This is a genomic window from Paenibacillus sp. Y301 (genome assembly GCF_059445505.1).
Window position 1 is genome coordinate 208,819 of record NZ_JCAIUL010000004.1, and the last position, 18,696, is coordinate 227,514.

Here is an 18,696-nt window from a genome sequence, read left to right on the forward strand (position 1 = left end):
GAGATTTCGCATGAAGGTTATGACAGAACATGATATTGGACCCGAAGAAATCAAGGCTAAGCGAGCATCCTATTTTTACCCTTGTACTCAACACTTTTACCAGAGACCTCCACAGATTGTTAAAGGATCGATGCAACACTTGTACGATGAACAGGGACAGGAATATATAGACTTTTTTGCAGGTGTCTCTGTTGTAGCTTGTGGACACTGCAATCCTTCTATTATAGGTGCAACAATGAACCAGCTTCAGAAGCTACAACATACGTCTACTATTTATTTAACACAACCCATTGTCAATTTAGCTGAACGACTTGCACAATTGTTGCCAGGAGATCTTCGACGGACATTTTTTGTGAACAGTGGCACCGAAGCCAATGAGGGAGCACTTCTATTAGCTAGAATGCATACGGGGCGTAAAGGGTTTATCGCTCTTGAACACGGCCTACATGGTCGAAGTAATCTGACGATGAGTGTTACAGGGTTGTCCATGTGGCGTACAGACCCCTACTTAGAGGATGAAGTATATTTCATTCCACGTCCCTACTGCTTAGGGGTGACTCCAGAAGAGGCCGCTCAAGAGTCCCTTAAGGCGCTTGATCGGATACTCGAGACTAAGGGAGATACCATTGCTGCATTGATCATAGAACCCATTCAAGGCAATGGGGGGATCATCATTCCTCCAGAGGGTTACCTACAGGAAGTGAAGACGCGTCTTGAGCGATATGGTGTACTGATGATCGCTGATGAAATTCAGACAGGATTCGGCCGTACAGGTCGGATGTTTGCTATAGAACATTTCAATGTCGTACCTGATATCATATCGATGGCAAAAGCACTGGGGAATGGTGTTCCTATTGGAGCTTTCGCTACGACCGATCACATTGCAGCGTCTTTAAATCGACCTTCAGCATCCACATTTGGAGGTAATCCTGTATCTTCTGTTACGGGAATGGCTGTACTAGATTACATCCGTGAAGAGAGCCTAGTTGAACGCTCCGCGGAACTTGGTGATCTTCTCATGCAGGGACTAGAAGAGCTTATGGATAGGCATGGGGCTGTAATCTCAGAAGTTCGTGGCAAAGGATTAATGATTGGTGCGGAACTCATGACTGGCAAGCCAGACCTTGGGGCTATGCTTGTGGATCAGGTGCTTGAGGAGATGAAGGATCACGGATTCCTTATTGGGAAGAACGGGATTCATCGTAATGTATTGGCATTTCAGCCACCTCTAGTGATTCAGCATAAGGACGTACAGAAGATGTTGACGGAACTGGATATCGTATTAACGAGAATAGAACAAGAACAATCTGGAGCGGTAGAAGACTTGCCAGAAAGGGATCATCATTGAGGATGAATGGTGTATAACCTATGACTACGAAAACAATAATTCAAAAAGGTAAACAATTTAGTGAACTCGTAATGTTCTCACATACGTTATTCTCTTTACCTTTCGCTGTGATTTCAATGGTATGGGCAGCGGGTGGCTGGCCGTCGTGGTGGATTATGATCTGGGGGTTAATTGCCCTAATTGGTGCACGTAACGGAGCCAATGCCTTCAATCGATTAGCTGATCGTAAGATTGATGAACAGAATCCACGTACGGCTACAAGACATCTTCCACAGAAACTACTTAAGACACGTGAAGTGACTCTTTTTGTAATTATTAATTATTTTATTTTTGTAATTGCGGCTTCTATGCTCAATCCATTGTGTATGGTATTGTCTCCGGTGGCTATTGTTCTGATCACGGTGTATTCTTACACGAAACGATTCACTTGGCTTAGCCACCTTTATCTAGGATTTGTAATTGCGTCTGCACCCATAGGAGCATGGTTTGCCGTGACTGGACAGTTTGCCTTTACACCCTTTGTGTTAGGGACAATTGTAATGCTCTGGATAGCGGGCTTTGATGTTATCTATGGAACACAAGATATCGAGTTTGACCGTAAGTATGGCTTATGGTCCATTCCTAGCTTCTTCGGGCTAAAGATGGCTCTATGGATGGCTAAAGGAATGCATGGTGTTATGCTTATCCTTTTAGTATTTCTTTATTATTTCAGAGATTTAAGTTGGATGTATCTAATTGGACTAGGTATTGCAGCGATATTACTCATGACGGAGCATGGTATTATCAGACCGAATCAACCTAAATTAATGAAGATTGCTGCCTATAATCTAAATCAAGTGATTAGCATGGTGATCGTAATTTGTACGTTAATCGATTTCTTCTTCATTGCATAAATAATTAAGCATCTAAACAAGGACTATAATGAACCCGAAAGCCCAAACAGCAGGTCAAGGATAATCACCTTGACCTGCTGTCTTCTTGTACATCATTTTATTGTGAAATTCAGCTACATCTTCCGCCAATCCATGTACTTTGTAAGACATCACTTACAGAGAATCTATTGTATTAATGGTCACGTCCTGCGAAATAATCAAGTAAAGTTTGAAGATCATGATGTGCAGGGAAAGAGGATAGCTGATCAATAATAGCTTGAGCTTTATTTAAATACTCCTGATTAAGTTCTTCTGTTTGTTCTAGCGCTCCAGATGAACGCACCGCGTCTATGGCCTCTTGAATTTCTTCAGGGGTGGAACCGTCATAGACCGCTCTAATGATGCCTGCTAGTTCAGGTTTCTGTAGGGCATATAAGACGGGTAGTGTGACTTGTCCCTGAATAAGATCACTTCCAGCAGGTTTCCCAAGGACATCAGGAGTCTGGGTGAAATCGAGAAGATCATCTTGAATCTGAAACGACATCCCTAGATACTCGCCGAACTTGTACAGTTGGTCTGCAATTTCAGGATCAGCTTCTGTAGATAAAGCTCCTACGCGTAGACAAGTAGCCATTAATTGCGCTGTTTTGTTCATAGATTTCTCTAAATATTGATCTAACGTTAGATCATAATCATATCGGTGTTCAAGTTGCTCATACTCTCCAAGACAGAGTTGAGTGGTTGCGATAGCAGATAAGTCATGAATATAATGCTGTCTCTTTGTAGAATAATCAGAGAGGAGTTCTATCACCCGGGCAGACATATAGCCCCCAATATGAATAGCTTCAGATACACCTGTCGTTGTATGCATAGAGGGTTGCCCCCGTCGCATATCTGATCGGTCAATAATATCATCATGAATCAGAGAAGAAGCGTGGATGAATTCTGCAGCAGCAGCTAATTGAACTTGTAGCTTGCCAGTTGGAAGGGTACCGAACCGACTCCCTACAATGAGCATCAAAGGGCGTACTCTTTTTCCACCGGATCGAACAAGCTCAAGGATACTCTTAGAAATAACAGAGGAAGCAGGTACATCTCGATCCAATCGAACGATATCTTCAATGGTTTTGTTGATCCGTCGTAAATTAATATTCAGGCTCTCGTGTAGTTTCATGTTGTTACCCTACCTGTTCTACGGTTGTGGAGTCCACATCTCGTCTGAGTTCATGATTTAAGAACTGCTCCAAACAGGTGAACAAGAACTCAACTTCAGAATGCCCCTCAGCCCCTCGAATTTGCCACTTCTTGATGTGGGGTGCTAGGTAGGTTATCAGATCTATTTCATCATACTGGACGGCTAATTGAATATATAGACTGTATAAATAATCACCATCTAATACCTTACGGGTAAGGTTAGGATCAGAATAATGGCAGTCTTTATGCCGACTTGTCGCTATCTTAAGGATAGTATAAAGTGCGAGAAGACGAACTTTACGTTCATAAAGTAAGTCGTAACTATTCAATAAGGCTTCCGTAACCAGCATTTCTGTACGATCGATATCCAACACAATTCCCGCCTTTGGAGAACACTCAGCTTGGAGTAAGAGGAAGGTTTCATTCATAAGTTGTGTGTGCATATTCTTCACCCCTTGGATCGGTTTTCTTATGCCAATAAACCCTTCTAGATCATATAAAATAAGGAGAGTAATGTGCGAATTGCACATTACTCTAATGTATCTATATAGATTGAACTAAAGTGATCTCCCCAAATTTCTACAGATTGAATAGAAAATCAATCATTTAAGGTCGGTAGTTAGGTTCAAACTATCTAGCGTTGCTAATTTAAGAAATGGTAAGGACATCAGTCCGTAAATAAGTACCATCTTCTGACGAGCGGGATCTTCTTCCAATGGCGTTTCAACCAAGGAAGTACATAGTAATCAAGACCCAATACGCTTCCTGAACCGCCGATTAAGGCGATAGCAGCCGTTACATACCATATCATTTCAGTTGGTGCCATACCTGAAGTCCAGATCATAACGCCCAGACCGATGGTTGCAATCGATGAGATAGCTGAGAATAGACCCAAGATAAGTAATGCACCCAACGTTATTTCGGCAACAACCATGCCAATTTGGAATATTTCAGCGAGTACGGTGTAACCACCATCTGAGGTATAGAAGAATATATCCATAAAGGTATTCATGATGCTAGTAATAAATCCAGGTACAGGGAGAGCGGTTAAGGTCTCACCAGTTGTAGCAACAGCAGAAGCTGCAGCTTGAGCATCGACTGTTTCTGCAACAGCATTGACAGCTTCACTCGCAGCGGATGTAGCATCAGCCAATGGGGAGGCAGGAATCAGGAATATTCGAGATGGATCCTCGATCAGATTACTAACCTTATCCCAACCTTCTTTAATCCACATGAACCCAACAAAGATACGGAGTGGGAAGAGCCAGAAGTTAGGCGAACGTTTGGAGAAATGACCACCAAGGAAACTTCTGCGATTCTCAACATGGAAGAACTCATGCATCAGGTAAGTCCATATTTTATTAAATCCAGCAACGGTAGAAAGATAGAATAAATTAATAAAGTGCTTAGATACCATGGCCATAAATCCAGTAAGCATGAACATCTTATTAGGAAGTCCTACATTGGCCACACCATAACGGCTTCCGATGGAGACCATCGTACCATGAAATGCAGGTTTGTATGATTTCTTCTCTGTACCCATTACATCGGCATGGATGTTATGAGCAATGAGTGGAGCTGCGTGTTCGGCATTCTCGACCATTTGAGGTACAGGACGAGTCTCACCTTCAGGAATGAAGAAAATATTATCTCCAACAACATATACATTCTCATGATCCAAGCTTTGTAACTTGTCGTTAGTTTCAATACGTCTGCGACCTTGTTGCTTCACATCTAATGAACCTACAAGGTCAGATCCTTCAACCCCAGCCGTCCATACTATTGTATTGGCTGCGATCTCTTTATCTCCAAGTAGGACAGCAGTTGGATCAACACCCGTAATTTTGGCATTCGTAATGATCTCGACACCCAATTTACGAAGACGCTTCTCTGATTTAGCAATGAGCTTATCTGGAAGAATAGGTAGAATCTTAGGAGCCATATCCGCAACGACCAAGCGAACGTCATGCGTATTAATATAGAACTCCTTACACAGTTCATCGCGGAATTCAGCCATTTCACCGATCAGTTCCACACCTGTGAATCCAGCTCCAACGACAACGAAGGATAGCTTAGTTTTACGGATAATAGGATCCGATTCTTTGGCAGCTTCACTGAACATGTTGCGAATCTGTTCCTTCAATCGAACTGCATCTTCGAAGGACCATAGAGAGAATGCATTTTCTTCTGCTCCAGGAATTCCGAAGAAAGTAGGTTTACTACCTGTACCTATGACTAAATAGTCATAATCATATTTTGCTTTCTCTGATGATAATGTTTTAGCTTCAAAATCAATTTTTTGAATATCATCAAGGACAACATCGACCTTCTGATTGGCAAATATCTTCTTGAGATCGATCTTAACGGCATCTTCAGGAGTACGATTAGCCGCTACCTCATGAAGTTCTGTTAATAATGTATGATATGGATTACGATCAATCAATTGAATCTGAACGTCTTCGTTCTTCTTAAATTTACGAGCTAATTTCTTAGCTGTGAGAACGCCACCGTAACCTCCGCCCAACAGGACAATTTTCTTCACTGATAGTCACCTCGTTATATATCTAATATGTTCCAGCGCTTAATAGTACCTATAATTCTCTAGTGTTTATAAGAAAGATTATTTAGCACCTTCAAGAGCTTTTTGGGACAATGTAACAAAGTCAGATACGTGAATGGTTACGCCAGAGATAGCATCTGTTTTACCTTCTGCATTCATAGTAATTGCAGCTGGATCTTGTTTCTCAATCAAGAAAGCTTCTGCAGCTTGAGCTTCTTCGTGCCATTCAGCAACCGAACCACCATTGGCTTTCATACCATATTTTCCTTCTATAGAGTTCGTTTGTTTATCTTCTCCTGCTTCATTTACACCACTGAAGAATGCGTACATGATTTTTCCGTTAGCAACAGTAAGATCAACGGTACTCTTCCAACCTGAATCAGCTTCGAATGCATCTGCTTCAGCATGATAGGATCCATCTTTGTATGCTCCAGGTTCAGCAGGACCAGCATCTAATGCTTTTTTAGCTAAAGTAGTCATGTCGCTAACGTGAATAGATACCCCAGAGATGGCATCCGTTTTACCTTCAGCATCCAAAGTAATTGCAGTAGGATCTTGTTTCTCAATTAAGAATTGTTCAGCAAGAGCTGCTTGTTCATACCATTCGGCTTGAGCTTTACCATTGGCCTTCATACCGTATTTACCAGCTTTATCTAGTGCTTTCTTATCTGGTCCGCCTTTAGAACTAACGAAGTTCCAATCTGCAGTAGCGATTTTTCCTTCTTTCACAGTAAGAACGATGTAAGGCTTCCATCCGCTCTCAGCATCGAATTCTCCTTCTGCATAATAAGCTCCATCTTTATATTGACCTTGTGTCTCTGTTGTCGCTGGTGTAACAGCTTCTGTAGAAGTAGCTGGCTCAGTAGTAGCAGGTGTTGCTGCTTCATTATTGTTGTTCCCACATGCTGCCAGTACACCAACCATCATCAAACTGCACAATAGGATAGACCATTTCTTTTTCATTCGTATTAACCCCCGTAATAATTGAATTTTATATATTAAAATGTGAACTATTGTGACAATAGAGCACACTTCGCTATCTGAGAAACTCACCATATTGGAAAAATATAAGGAGATATTGCGTTAATCCTCACTTACAAGAAAATGTTACCATGATTAATGTCTCAATATATGTGAAAAAAATCACATAATTCAAAATATATTACTAATTTTAAATGTTTTTTTTCCCTCAACGGTCTCTTTTTATCAATATCTGTCGATTTGAGGGAGAAAGAGGGAAAAAAACATAAAAATATAAGGGAATTTTAATCGCTATACCGCTCATTCCATTTGGTACGAGCCTTTTTGCGGACCTTTAAGCTAGAAGTAATTAGAATGAAGACGGCTTCTCCTAAGAAAATAGCAGCGATTGCGTCATAAATGACATGTTGCTTTATCATAAAAGTTGCCAAGATGATGGTTAAAGAGCATACAGAAAAAATGATCTTTGTGCGGAGTCTTAATTTTTTTGAATTCCAAGAAGCTCTCATTACGAGAAAAGAGTACAAGGAGTGTATACTCGGAAAGCAGTTGAACGGTTCATCGTGTCCATAGATCCACTGCAACATTTGAATATCCAAGCCGTCTCCCATGACCATAGGACGAGGTACCGTTGTTTGGAAAAAGTAATATATCAAATAGCATATGGTAACACTAATATTCATTGATAGAAGTGTTCTGAAATAAAGTTGACGATCTTTCCAACACAAAATGGCCATCGTTAGAAAAATATAAGGATACCATCCCAAGTAAGGTAGACTCATTGCAGGTACTAGTGGAATCAAATTATCGATAGGTGAGGAAAGAACGAAAGAATCGTGCGTGAATGCATTTAGAACATTATAGAATAGACCCATAATCCCGAGTGAAAGAAGAAGACTAAGAGATCCTAAATATGATTTATTTAACCGAGATAACACGTCAATAACCCCTTTATTAGTTAATAATGATAATAATACAATTTTAATCAAAACATATACAACACAAGCATAACAAGAAAAGTTATTATACTACTATAAATCGTTGTAAACAAACGAAGTATAATGATAGGAACCTAATGATACAATTTGGATTAAATAACAATATAAGATATTAATGGTATGATGATTTTGTTGGTTTTTTTTGTGAGTGACATCATAGGAGTGAGTAAATGGATTACCTAAAGCAATTTCTTATCAATACATCAATTTTAATTACAGTTGCCTATCTAGCAAATCTGGTATATAAATACTTGTTGAATTTCACATCGGCACTAACCAAAAATGTTAGTTATGTTCTGTTGGTGATTTTTTGTGGATGGCTTACCATGTTTTTTGGGTACCATGTATCGGATACGGTTATTATGGATCTTCGTTTCTTACCATTAGTAGTAGCGATTGTGTCGTGTAGAGAACCCTTTTCTCTGATTGTTATCGGTTTGGGAATAGGACTCTCCAGATATACATTAGGTGTTAACGAAGCAGCAACTGCGGGATTTGTGAATTTAACTATCTTGGGTATTGTGGCGGCAGGATTGTACATTTGGATGAATAGACAACAGTTTAGCTTGATAAAAAGAGGTCTAATTGCAATTGTCGTTATTAATATAGTGAACGGAATTAATATCGCCATATTTGGAGTCATTCCGTTTAACGTGTATATTCTAGAAATTCTTCCGATCACGATGTCATTAGGTATTGTAATTAGCTTGATCTTTGGTCTTATCCTACTTGATTTCTATCAAGAGCAATTGCGTATGATTAAGGTCAAACATTCAAACGTATTATTGTCTAATCAAGCTGAAGAGTTACGTAAAGCTCAAATCATCCTGAAATATAGAGCAGAAGAGCTATTGCGTTCATCACAGTATAAAACGGAATTTCTCGCGAACATGTCGCATGAGCTACGTACACCCCTGAATAGCATTATTAACCTTGCAGAGATGGTTAGCGAAAAGGATGAGTCCAGAACAGTGGATGAAACAGCGATGTATGGCAACATTATTTATAAATCGGGGCATGATCTATTAAGGTTAATAAATGATATTTTAGACATGTCTAAAGTGGAAGCTGGACAACTTGAAATATCGAATGAAGATATGAATGTAAGTGAAATTCCAGAATTATTTCAGATGCAATTTGATGTCATTGCAGAGAAGCAGAATATCCAATTTGAAATCTTAATGGGTGACAATTTACCAGAGACGATTTATTGTGATCCACAGCGAGTACAGCAAATCTTGTTGAATTTGTTAACCAATGCTTTCAAATTCACTCGTGAAGGGGCTGTTACGCTCCAGCTTCATAAGCAGGTACAACTTGAGCAGGGTAGTGAGTTAGGATGGATGGTGTTCTCCGTTACGGATACGGGGATTGGTATTGCACAAGATAAACACCAGGTGATATTTGATGCTTTTCAACAAGCAGATGGTACCATAAGTCGCAAATACGGTGGAACTGGACTTGGGTTGTCTATTAGCCGTAATTTAGCCTATTTATTAGGGGGATTCCTAACCGTGGAGAGCATAGAAGGGAAGGGTAGTACCTTTTCATTATTTTTGCCTCTTAAATAAGATTGACAGATTATTACTTGAGTGTAGAATGATGAAAAAAGAGAGATTTGCAAAGGAGTGCATCACGATACCTACTGCTTCTAAGAGAAAGCGGAAACCTTCGCTTCAACGCAAACATTTGTTTATTGCAACAGGAGAAGGAATACCTTCTACTATTTTTCAAACATTACTTGGAGGCCCCTTTCTCACGGGATATTTATTGTACTTAGGTGCTAACTCGAGAGTAGTGGGATTCGTAATTGCCATCACGACGTTAGTGAACGTTGCACAACTATTTATTGCATTCATGATTCAGAAATTACAGAGTCGAAAGTGGACACTGGTTATATTCGTCACACTTCATAGGATACTCTGGAGTTCTACAGGACTTATTCCCTTTATATTCGATAAAGAATGGTGGGTCCCCGTCTTTATTATTCTGTACACCTCAGCATTTATGGCGAATACCGTAGTGGGGGTATTATGGGCATCATTGATCAGTGATATCGTACCCGCGGGCATCAGGGGCAGATATTTTGGGATTCGTAATACATTTTTAAATGCTTTGGGAAGTATTATGTTGTTTGTTGGCGGAAAAATATTGGATAGTAACCCGGAAAGTACGGGATTTCTAATCTTATTCATATTGGTATGGATTTTTGCTATATCTAATATTGTGATGTTCATTTTTTATCCGGATGTCCCTTTTGAACGTTCAACGGAGAATCGGATGTTGCCTATGATGAGAAAACCACTCCGTGATGGGCCATTTATGAAGTCTACTATTTTCCTAGCGATCTGGTTATTTCTTCAGACACTAGTGGTGCCTCTATTTTCCTACGTTATGCTAGATTTATTACATATAAGCTATCAGATCGTATCCTTGTTAACTGTCGTCCAGACGGTCTCTATGATGGTTAGTTTCTATATTTGGGGTAACCTGAATGCTAGATTTAGCAATAAGACACTCCTATTCTGGACACTACCGATTATTGCACTATCCTGTTTAGTATGGGGATCTCTATCCTTTCTTCCTATGCTTCTCGTGCTGATTATCTCACATATTCTGCTAGGGGTAGGCGTTGGTGGGTTCAATCAATTAGTATTTAACTTCACGATTGGAGATACGCCGAAAGGCGAACGACCTATGTTCATAGCTATGTATGCTGCAATAACGGGCGTAACTTCTTTCCTTGGACCTGTGTTTGGTGGTCAAATCTATAACATGATGGAAGGCTTCCCAGACTGGGTTCAGCATTACGGCTTCCAGACCGTTGTTGGTTTTGCTATGCTAATTGTAGCGTTAACATTCGGACGTCGAATTCTCAAAGAGGGAAACAAAGCGAGTAGACTATGAAGCTAGTTATTATCGAAGTATCCCAAGATGCGGCGCTCTAATAACTTTAAGGGTTATGCTTACGATGCTAGTTATTGCGAAGTATCACAAGCAGTCCTTACAATGCAATAACTTTAAGGAGGATCCCATGGGAGCTCAAGCCGTGGTACTAGGTGCCACTGGATTAGTCGGAGGATTTGTAGTTAAGGAATTGTTAAAGCGAAAGGAATATGATGTAGTCAAGGTACTTGTTCGAAAGTCTCTAGGTATACAGCATCCCAAGCTGATGGAGGTTGTGGTGGATTGGGACCACTTGGATCAACGCCCGGAGTTGTTCACGGATGTGCGAGATGTATTTTGTTGTTTGGGAACAACAATCAAGAAAGCTGGATCTCAAGAACAATTTCGAAAGGTGGATTTTGAATATCCACTTGTTGCAGCGGAACTAGCACATGCAGCAGGGGCTCACCAATTTATGTGTGTGACTGCGATGGGGGCTGACTCTTTATCTCGGGTATTCTATAACCGAACCAAAGGTGAAGTAGAGAATGCTATATCGGCAGTAGGAATGACAGGGGTTCACTTTTTTCGTCCCTCTTTGCTACTAGGGAATCGTGATGAGAAAAGGTTGGGCGAAGGAGTAGGTGCATTCTTCATGACAACGTTTGATTTTCTTTTCCGGGGTAAAGCGGCTAAATATCGGGCAATACCTGCAGAAGTGGTGGCAAACGCGATGGTGAGGATTGCGATAACGGGTCCGACCGGAGTACATATTTATCCGAATGATGTTATTTATACAGTTGGGCTGATACAATAAAGATTATCAAGTAATCTTCACTTAACAAATAAACGACATTGAGAGGGGATGCAACTATGAGTAAACAAGCCATTTCAACGGAATCTGCTCCAGGAGCAATCGGGCCTTATAGCCAAGCAATCGAAGCAGGTGGATTTATTTTTACATCAGGACAACTAGGTCTTAACCCAGCGACTGGAGAATTTGGACAGGGTATTGAGGGACAGACACGTCAATCACTTCAGAACCTGAAGGCTATTCTAGAAGCTGCAGGAGCAGAAATGGACCAAGTCGTGAAGACAACGGTCTTCCTTAAAGATATGAATGACTTTGTTGCGATGAACGAAGTGTATAGCTCATTCTTCTCACAACCGTTCCCTGCACGTAGTGCTGTTGAGGTTGCGCGTCTTCCTAAAGATGCATTGGTTGAGATCGAAGCAGTAGTATTAAAGAAATAGTATTGAAATAGTATCTGTAGTTTAAAAAAGCTGAATTACGCTGGTGTTCCCGCGTAATTCAGCCTTTTTTTTGTGCATTTAATGATGGCCAAGTGAAACGGCCAAATATATCTGTTGATGTTGTTCCTTGATGTTGATGTTGTTCCGTTGGTGTTGTTCTGTTGATGTTGTTCTCGTGCAAGAAGAGAGGGTTGTGGGATGGAAAGCGGAGCGGCCGCCTTTGAGATCGTATTCTAACCACTTTAGTCTAATTAAGAGAATACGATGTCAACAGCGGTGTAATCGCACAACCCGATCTTCCCAACAGCGGTGTAATCGCACAACCCGATCTTCCCTAATCACGATCCCGATTACGTATAAAGAACAACCAGATCGCATACAAGAACAGGATGCCAGCAAGAATACATGCAGCGAGGAATACTGATTCGACATCTTGTTGTTTCACCGCGATAGCGATATATGCCCATACAAAGACCAAAGGAAAAGCACTGTCACGGTAGGGATAGCTTACGAGTATAGCAATTATGCCTCCAACACATAACATGATAATGGCCCAGGTCACATCGTCTAGACCGAATCCTCCCCAATTATGTTTCGTGAGAGAAATTGCAATATTTAATATCGTTGCAACACTGATCCATCCTAAATATAGGCTGAAGGGCAACTTAATGAACCAGAATTCACCTTTTGTAGGATGAGCTATACCCCGTGTGCGTTGATATATGACACCAAGGGTCATTAATAGGAGTATCATGACTATCACGGATAGTTCAATATAGAGATACTGCCATAATAGAATCCACACGATATTAAGAATGCAACTGATGATGAACCATATACCAACGGTCCTTACCGAATCCCGGCTTTCATTATTTTTTCTGAACTGATAATAAATGAATCCTGCTAAAAGGATATAAATGACGGACCAGATGGCAAAGGCGTATCCAGCAGGTGTTATATAAGTTGGATACATATCTGAGATTTCGCCAGTTGTTTTGCCCCCCAGCAGTGAGGTGTTAGCTAGAACATTGATTACAATCATGGCAAGAAATGCAATCAGGTTCCACCACTTATAAGGATTTCTTTTGAGCATAAATATAAACCTCCTTGTTAATAAACAACGGATTGTTATATGTAGTATCGTTGCTTACTTCTAAGATATACCCTAAATAGGGATAATAAGACTCAACTTGTCTAAATTATATAAATATATATTTACAGATGAAATAGAGGAACATTTGTTACAGATTTTCTGCAGGAAACGAAGTTCGGTTGTTAATGCTTCTTTGCGTATGGTATGATAAACAGTGGTAAATGGGGTTATATTACAATCATAATTGAAATAGCTAATTTCCAGTTTTGAACCTAAAGTCCACAAATCCACCTTTGTGATAGTAAACTTGGGTGTTTTTTTTTACACTTTTAAAACGCTAAGTAAGTGTCAGTTTAACTCGTACGAATTTCTTTTATAAAAAGTAGCATTATTGTAATTAGATCTTAAGAAAAAGGGAATAATTTGCTTAGTTCTGATTTGAAGTAGTTTTTAAATATTCCCTTTTTCGTATAAGATGTAATTAAAATATGTGAGCAGTGAAACGACAGGAGACAACGATGAATCAACCGCTATATGGCGTATGGCTAGGCGATGTGTTTTTTTGTTTTTCCGGTGAGGTATCTGAACCTAGAGTAGATGCTTGGAGCCGTGTAGTTAAACAGTTTGAATGGAAGGGTGGAGCGCGTCCATTTGCGAATGCAATACTTCGCCTAGCAGAACTCCGATACCCTTCTTCGAATTCGAACCCCAAAGCAAGCAATAAACGGGGAGAAAGACGTCAGTTAATGGGTAGGACTTTAGAGGGTCTTGCTCTTTCTCCACGGGATGCATTCTTTATGCTTCTTGCATGGGATGATGAAACTTGTTTGGCACAGGGAATACAACCAGGCGCAGAAATGGGCTACTGGGTGAAAGTAGCCCGGTTCGCACTGGATCTGATACTTCATGGTCGGATTGCCCCTGGTACAGCCCCACTCGTTACAACAGGCACACGCAGACGGACGGGTGAACAGGTCGTGACGGCCCGATGGAAACCTAAATTTAAGGATAAACATGATGCAGAGATCTTCTTACAACTCGCTGCTTCGATGCCACCACTTGCATTTGGTGTGCCTGCTTTCGGGGGATCGGAAACCAAAGAAGAAGCTGGTGCTGCTGTGTTGCATTCCTTCCTTAGTGCCATCATTCATATTGAGGTTAAAGATGTGGTACAAGGATTAGAAGCTAAACTTACAAGATATATGGCTAATTACCGCAGAGGCCATTCACCGCTGTCTGAATTATGGTGGGATGGATTATTGACGGTAAGTCGCGATATATCCGTGCAGGGATCACCTGATGAAATCGAAGAATTAACGAGTACTGTTGCAAAAATTGGAGGAACCTCCATTCCTGCGATCGGAAATGAAGAAGAGCAATCTCGACAGACGGGGCGTCTAAATTTAGGATTACGGATGGAGCCTAGAAGTATTGTGGAAGAGCAACGATGGTATGTCTCCTTTTGGGCAGAGATTCAAGATGATTACGGGACTTGGCTACCTTCAAGTTTTATTTGGGGTAGAAAAGAGAAAGATCTAGAAGTTCGTGGGAGACATTACGAAGCTGTTCAGGAACAACTACTCATGGCCCTTGGGGATGCCGCGTTGGTGTCTGACGAAATTCGTAATGCCTTGCATGTTCAAGCGCCAATCGGAATGGAACTTACGCCAGAACAATTGTTTGTGTTCGTTCGGGAATCTGTTCCGTTACTAACTGCAGCAGGGGTTACTGTTCAGCTACCCTCACGTTGGAGCCGGGAACGTCGTCGTGTAGGATTATCTCTCAAAATGGTACAGCCTGAGATGGAGAGCAGAGAAGGGCTTCCTGTTTCATTAGGAATGGAGCATTTAGTCTCTTTTGAAGTAGAGGCTGCATTAGGTGGAATAACGCTTACCCTTGAGGAAATGGCTAGATTAGCTGAGTCTGATGTTCCTTATGCAGAATTCCGTGGCGAATGGATTGAAGTGGATCTGAAAGAAATTCGTCAAGTTATGCGATATATTAAGAAACATGAGAAAGGCCAGATGGAAATATCCGATTGGATGCACCTCACAGCTGAAGATGGCGATGATCGGATGTGGAAGGGTCTTAACGTCATGGGTATGGAAACAGTGGGGATGTTATCTTCTCTTCTAGAAAGTAACAGTTCACGCCGTGTACCTGTTCGTCCCATACCCGAGTCACTACATGGTGTCTTACGGCCTTATCAGGAGCGCGGATACCAATGGCTAGCAGCGATGAGAGATCTAGGGTTCGGAGTATGTCTAGCGGATGATATGGGATTAGGAAAGACTGTTCAGGTCATTACTTGCCTTCTAGAACGTATAGCTGAGCATACGCATCCCGTATTGATTGTTTGTCCTACATCATTACTTGGGAACTGGCAGCGGGAGTTACAACGTTTCGCACCGGATTTGTCTATCTATATTCATCATGGAAATCGACGGCTTCATGGAGATGAATTCCTTCGGGAGGCTGGAGAACATGATGTTATTCTGACAACATATCATTTATGCGGCAGAGACGGCGGCGATTTGGCACGGGTATCGTGGTCAACTATTGTATTGGATGAAGCGCAGTACATTAAGAATTATCGGACGAAGCAGGCTCAAAGTGTGATGAAATTGGCAGCTCCTCATCGGATTGCGATGACGGGTACACCTGTGGAGAATCGATTGGGTGAATTGTGGTCTATCTTTCAGTTCTTAAACCCTGGCTATCTAGGAACATCGTCGTCCTTCCGGCATCGGTACACGGGGGATGATGAGCAGGGACACTTACAGGAACTTCATAAACTGGTTGCACCATTTATGTTGCGTCGTCTCAAGAGTGATCCGGATATTGCGAAGGATCTACCTGAGAAGATTGAACTTAAATCTTACTGTACGTTAACAGATGTTCAGGGAGCGATGTATCAAGCGGTCGTTGATCAAATGTTGGTGCAGATTGAGCAGCAGACAGGAATAGCTAGAAAAGGCTTAGTGTTATCTTCGCTTACGAAGTTGAAACAAATCTGCGATCATCCACAACTTCTCGGTAGAGAGGAGAGTCGGGTAACCAAACAGGAGGCTTCCGGTAAAATGGAGCGTCTACTCGAGTTGCTTGATAGTATCGAAGAGATTGGTGAATCTGCGCTAATCTTCACTCAATATGTCGCCATGGGACAATTGCTTGTTTCTCGTCTAGCAGCAAGATATGGTAAGGCACCTTCATTTCTTCACGGAGGTGTACCGAAACAAGAACGAGATGAGATGGTCCGTGCTTTCCAAGAGGATGAAGGACCTGCGTTCTTCGTGCTTTCGTTGAAGGCAGGGGGCGTAGGGCTTAACCTGACACGCGCCAACCACGTGCTTCATTATGACCGTTGGTGGAATCCCGCGGTAGAGAATCAAGCGACAGACCGTGTATTCCGTATTGGACAACATAAGAATGTGCAAGTTCATAAGCTGATCTGTCAGGGGACTTTGGAAGAACGGATTGATGAACTTATTGAGAATAAGAAGGCTCTTTCTGAACAAGTGGTAGGTTCAGGTGAGACATGGTTAACAGAGATGTCAGATTCAGATCTGAAGGATCTCATTGCTCTACAGGGTGAGGACTGGATGTAACTCTGATCAAGTTAAAGAAGAGTTACTCTACAATGTGATTAACGGCAGGAGGGGATAGGTTTGACAGATATAGCAGAGGTCGTACTAGATGCCCGTCCAGGCTTGTTGAAAGGGACAATCGCTAACGCACAAGATGAATCAGAGGGAGCTAGCACACATGAGGTGAACATATCGACAGCGTTGTGTTCACCCCTCATTCGAGAGGAGATCTTTGCTGAATTACAGCATTCTCCTAATGATCTATATGATCTTATAAAAGGGATTACTCCTTCATGGCTTAACGGAATACTGCCTTCAATAGCAGATACATTGATGAAGGATACGACTTGTACTTGTGGTGTAACTAACTGCGAAGAGGGATTGTTCATGCGTGAATACGCTGGGCAACAGTTGTTAACGGACCCAATCATGAGATTATGCTTAATGGGGTTACCACGTCAGGAGCTACTGTCTAGTGTGTTTGGTGCTTGGTCATCGTTAACGTTCCAGGATGCGAAGGAAACTGCTGCAGTGGAGGCATCCCTCATGGAGGAAAAGGGGAAGAGTGGGCCTTCTCCAGGAGAATGGTTAGCAGAGGCTGCTGAGCAAGGGCGCATGCATGAGCCGGGTCCTCTCTTTCGTGATGTGACGTTAAATCTAAACCCACCTGAGGATTCTGAGCTTCATCCAGATGACTGGAATTCCGTGTTGCCAGGGTCTCCTGGCGTCCAAAAGGCACTTCGAATGATCTTGAAAAAGACATCAGACATAGCTGAAAAACACCGTCGCCAAATGGAGAAATAACAATAGAGTACGTGTGAATTAAGTTCATGTGATGTATGATATACAGGACAAGAAGATATCAAAGGAGAATCATCAATGAAAATACAGACATGGAGAAAGAGACGTCGAATACGCGTTTTGGGTCCGGTGCTCATACTTTCAGGTATTCTACTTCTAACGGGATGCGAATCCGATACAGGAGGATCCGCCCAACAAGAAGGACAAGCACTCCAGGCTTCTCCGGCTGGTCAGGGAGATTCAAAGGAAGTTACAGAGGGACAAGTCTCTGACCCGGTTATGGCCTTACGAAGTGAGAGTTCGCTTCAGGCAACGATTCAAGAGGCAGATGGGAAATCTGTCGTAACGAATCCGGAAGCTATGACGGTTATCGTGAACAAACAACGGGCCCTGCCTGAAGGATATGAACCGAAGGATTTGGTAGAGCCGAATGTTACCTTCTCTTTTGACGAACCAAATGAGAAGCGATTTATGCGTAAAGAAGCTGCTGAGGCTTTAGAGAAATTGTTTGCTGGAGCAGATTCAGAGGGTGTTGAGTTACGTGCTGTATCGGGATACCGTTCTTATGCTCGACAAAAGGTTATTTATGATACTAAGGTTCGTAAGAGTGGAGAGGAAGAAGCCTCTCGTCTTGTTTCCATTCCTGGAAATAGCGAACATCAGACGGGTCTTTCTATTGATGTGTCGAGTCCAAGTGTTGGCAATGGGTTAGAAGAGAACTTTGGCGACTCCTCAGAAGGCAAATGGTTAGCAGAACATGCTCCGGAGTATGGATTCGTGATCCGGTATCCTGAAGGTGATGAAGCGAAAACAGGCTATGCATATGAACCATGGCATATTCGATATGTAGGTACAGATATAGCTCCTGATTTAGCCGCTAGTGAATTAACGATCGAAGAATACTTCGATGATGCATTTATTAAACTTTAAGTAATAGCCATTCATATATTCAATAAGGGGTTGTCCCAAAAGAGATTAATCTTTTGATAAGGTTGCCGACTGTTAAAAAAAATACTGATACACAAAGATAGCAGGTAGTAGTCCTTGACCTGCTATTTGGCGTCTTTGGTCCACATAAATTAGCGCAGTGGACGGAATCATTTCGTAAAAGCGTAGCGGTCG

At 41.7% G+C, this 18,696-nt stretch carries 15 protein-coding genes; 9 read left to right on the top strand and 6 right to left on the bottom strand.

The window, feature by feature from the left end:
- Positions 1–10 precede the first annotated feature (10 nt).
- Both AC1D69_RS09445 and AC1D69_RS09450 read left to right on the top strand, forming a co-directional pair.
- A complete protein-coding gene (locus AC1D69_RS09445) occupies positions 11–1,348 on the top strand; it encodes an aspartate aminotransferase family protein (protein WP_495455891.1) in 1,338 nt (445 codons plus the stop codon).
- Between the two features lie 20 nt (positions 1,349–1,368).
- On the top strand, positions 1,369–2,241 hold the full coding sequence (locus AC1D69_RS09450; RefSeq protein WP_495455892.1) for a UbiA-like polyprenyltransferase: 873 nt from the start codon (positions 1,369–1,371) through the stop codon (positions 2,239–2,241).
- Between the two features lie 172 nt (positions 2,242–2,413).
- Here AC1D69_RS09450 and AC1D69_RS09455 read toward each other — a convergent pair whose 3' ends face one another.
- From AC1D69_RS09455 to AC1D69_RS09475, 5 genes are all read right to left on the bottom strand, one after another.
- Positions 2,414–3,394, bottom strand: a complete 981-nt coding sequence (locus tag AC1D69_RS09455; protein WP_495455893.1) for a polyprenyl synthetase family protein — start codon at positions 3,392–3,394, stop codon at positions 2,414–2,416.
- Positions 3,395–3,398: 4 nt separating this feature from the next.
- Positions 3,399–3,857, bottom strand: a complete 459-nt coding sequence (locus AC1D69_RS09460) for a hypothetical protein (RefSeq protein WP_495455894.1) — start codon at positions 3,855–3,857, stop codon at positions 3,399–3,401.
- Between the two features lie 224 nt (positions 3,858–4,081).
- Complete coding sequence (locus AC1D69_RS09465; RefSeq protein WP_495455895.1) at positions 4,082–5,956, bottom strand: NAD(P)/FAD-dependent oxidoreductase; 1,875 nt, start codon at positions 5,954–5,956, stop codon at positions 4,082–4,084.
- 78 nt (positions 5,957–6,034) lie between these two features.
- Entirely contained in the window at positions 6,035–6,937 is a 903-nt protein-coding gene (locus tag AC1D69_RS09470; RefSeq protein WP_495455896.1) for an FMN-binding protein, read from the bottom strand.
- 302 nt (positions 6,938–7,239) lie between these two features.
- The gene (locus AC1D69_RS09475; protein WP_495455897.1) at positions 7,240–7,893 is read right to left on the bottom strand and encodes a phosphatase PAP2 family protein; all 654 of its coding nucleotides are present in this window, start codon (positions 7,891–7,893) and stop codon (positions 7,240–7,242) included.
- A gap of 230 nt (positions 7,894–8,123) precedes the next feature.
- On the opposite strand from AC1D69_RS09475, the gene AC1D69_RS09480 reads away from it, so the two are divergent.
- The 4 genes from AC1D69_RS09480 (at position 8,124) to AC1D69_RS09495 (ending at position 12,093) form a co-directional block, all read left to right on the top strand.
- Positions 8,124–9,524, top strand: a complete 1,401-nt coding sequence (locus AC1D69_RS09480) for a sensor histidine kinase (RefSeq protein ID WP_495455898.1) — start codon at positions 8,124–8,126, stop codon at positions 9,522–9,524.
- A 31-nt stretch (positions 9,525–9,555) separates the two neighbouring features.
- Entirely contained in the window at positions 9,556–10,860 is a 1,305-nt protein-coding gene (locus AC1D69_RS09485) for an MFS transporter (protein ID WP_495456065.1), read from the top strand.
- Positions 10,861–10,987: 127 nt separating this feature from the next.
- A complete protein-coding gene (locus AC1D69_RS09490) occupies positions 10,988–11,656 on the top strand; it encodes an NAD(P)H-binding protein (RefSeq protein ID WP_495455899.1) in 669 nt (222 codons plus the stop codon).
- A gap of 56 nt (positions 11,657–11,712) precedes the next feature.
- On the top strand, positions 11,713–12,093 hold the full coding sequence (locus AC1D69_RS09495) for a RidA family protein (protein WP_495455900.1): 381 nt from the start codon (positions 11,713–11,715) through the stop codon (positions 12,091–12,093).
- Positions 12,094–12,427: 334 nt separating this feature from the next.
- On the opposite strand, the gene AC1D69_RS09500 is transcribed toward AC1D69_RS09495, so the two are convergent.
- The gene (locus tag AC1D69_RS09500; RefSeq protein WP_495455901.1) at positions 12,428–13,186 is read right to left on the bottom strand and encodes a TspO-related membrane protein; all 759 of its coding nucleotides are present in this window, start codon (positions 13,184–13,186) and stop codon (positions 12,428–12,430) included.
- Between the two features lie 518 nt (positions 13,187–13,704).
- On the opposite strand from AC1D69_RS09500, the gene AC1D69_RS09505 reads away from it, so the two are divergent.
- From AC1D69_RS09505 to AC1D69_RS09515, 3 genes are all read left to right on the top strand, one after another.
- On the top strand, positions 13,705–16,794 hold the full coding sequence (locus AC1D69_RS09505; RefSeq protein ID WP_495455902.1) for a DEAD/DEAH box helicase: 3,090 nt from the start codon (positions 13,705–13,707) through the stop codon (positions 16,792–16,794).
- A gap of 60 nt (positions 16,795–16,854) precedes the next feature.
- Positions 16,855–17,577 carry a hypothetical protein gene (locus tag AC1D69_RS09510; RefSeq protein ID WP_495455903.1) on the top strand — a complete coding sequence of 241 codons (723 nt, stop codon included), beginning with the start codon at positions 16,855–16,857 and terminating at the stop codon, positions 17,575–17,577.
- Positions 17,578–17,652: 75 nt separating this feature from the next.
- On the top strand, positions 17,653–18,504 hold the full coding sequence (locus tag AC1D69_RS09515) for a M15 family metallopeptidase (protein WP_495455904.1): 852 nt from the start codon (positions 17,653–17,655) through the stop codon (positions 18,502–18,504).
- Positions 18,505–18,696 lie beyond the last annotated feature (192 nt).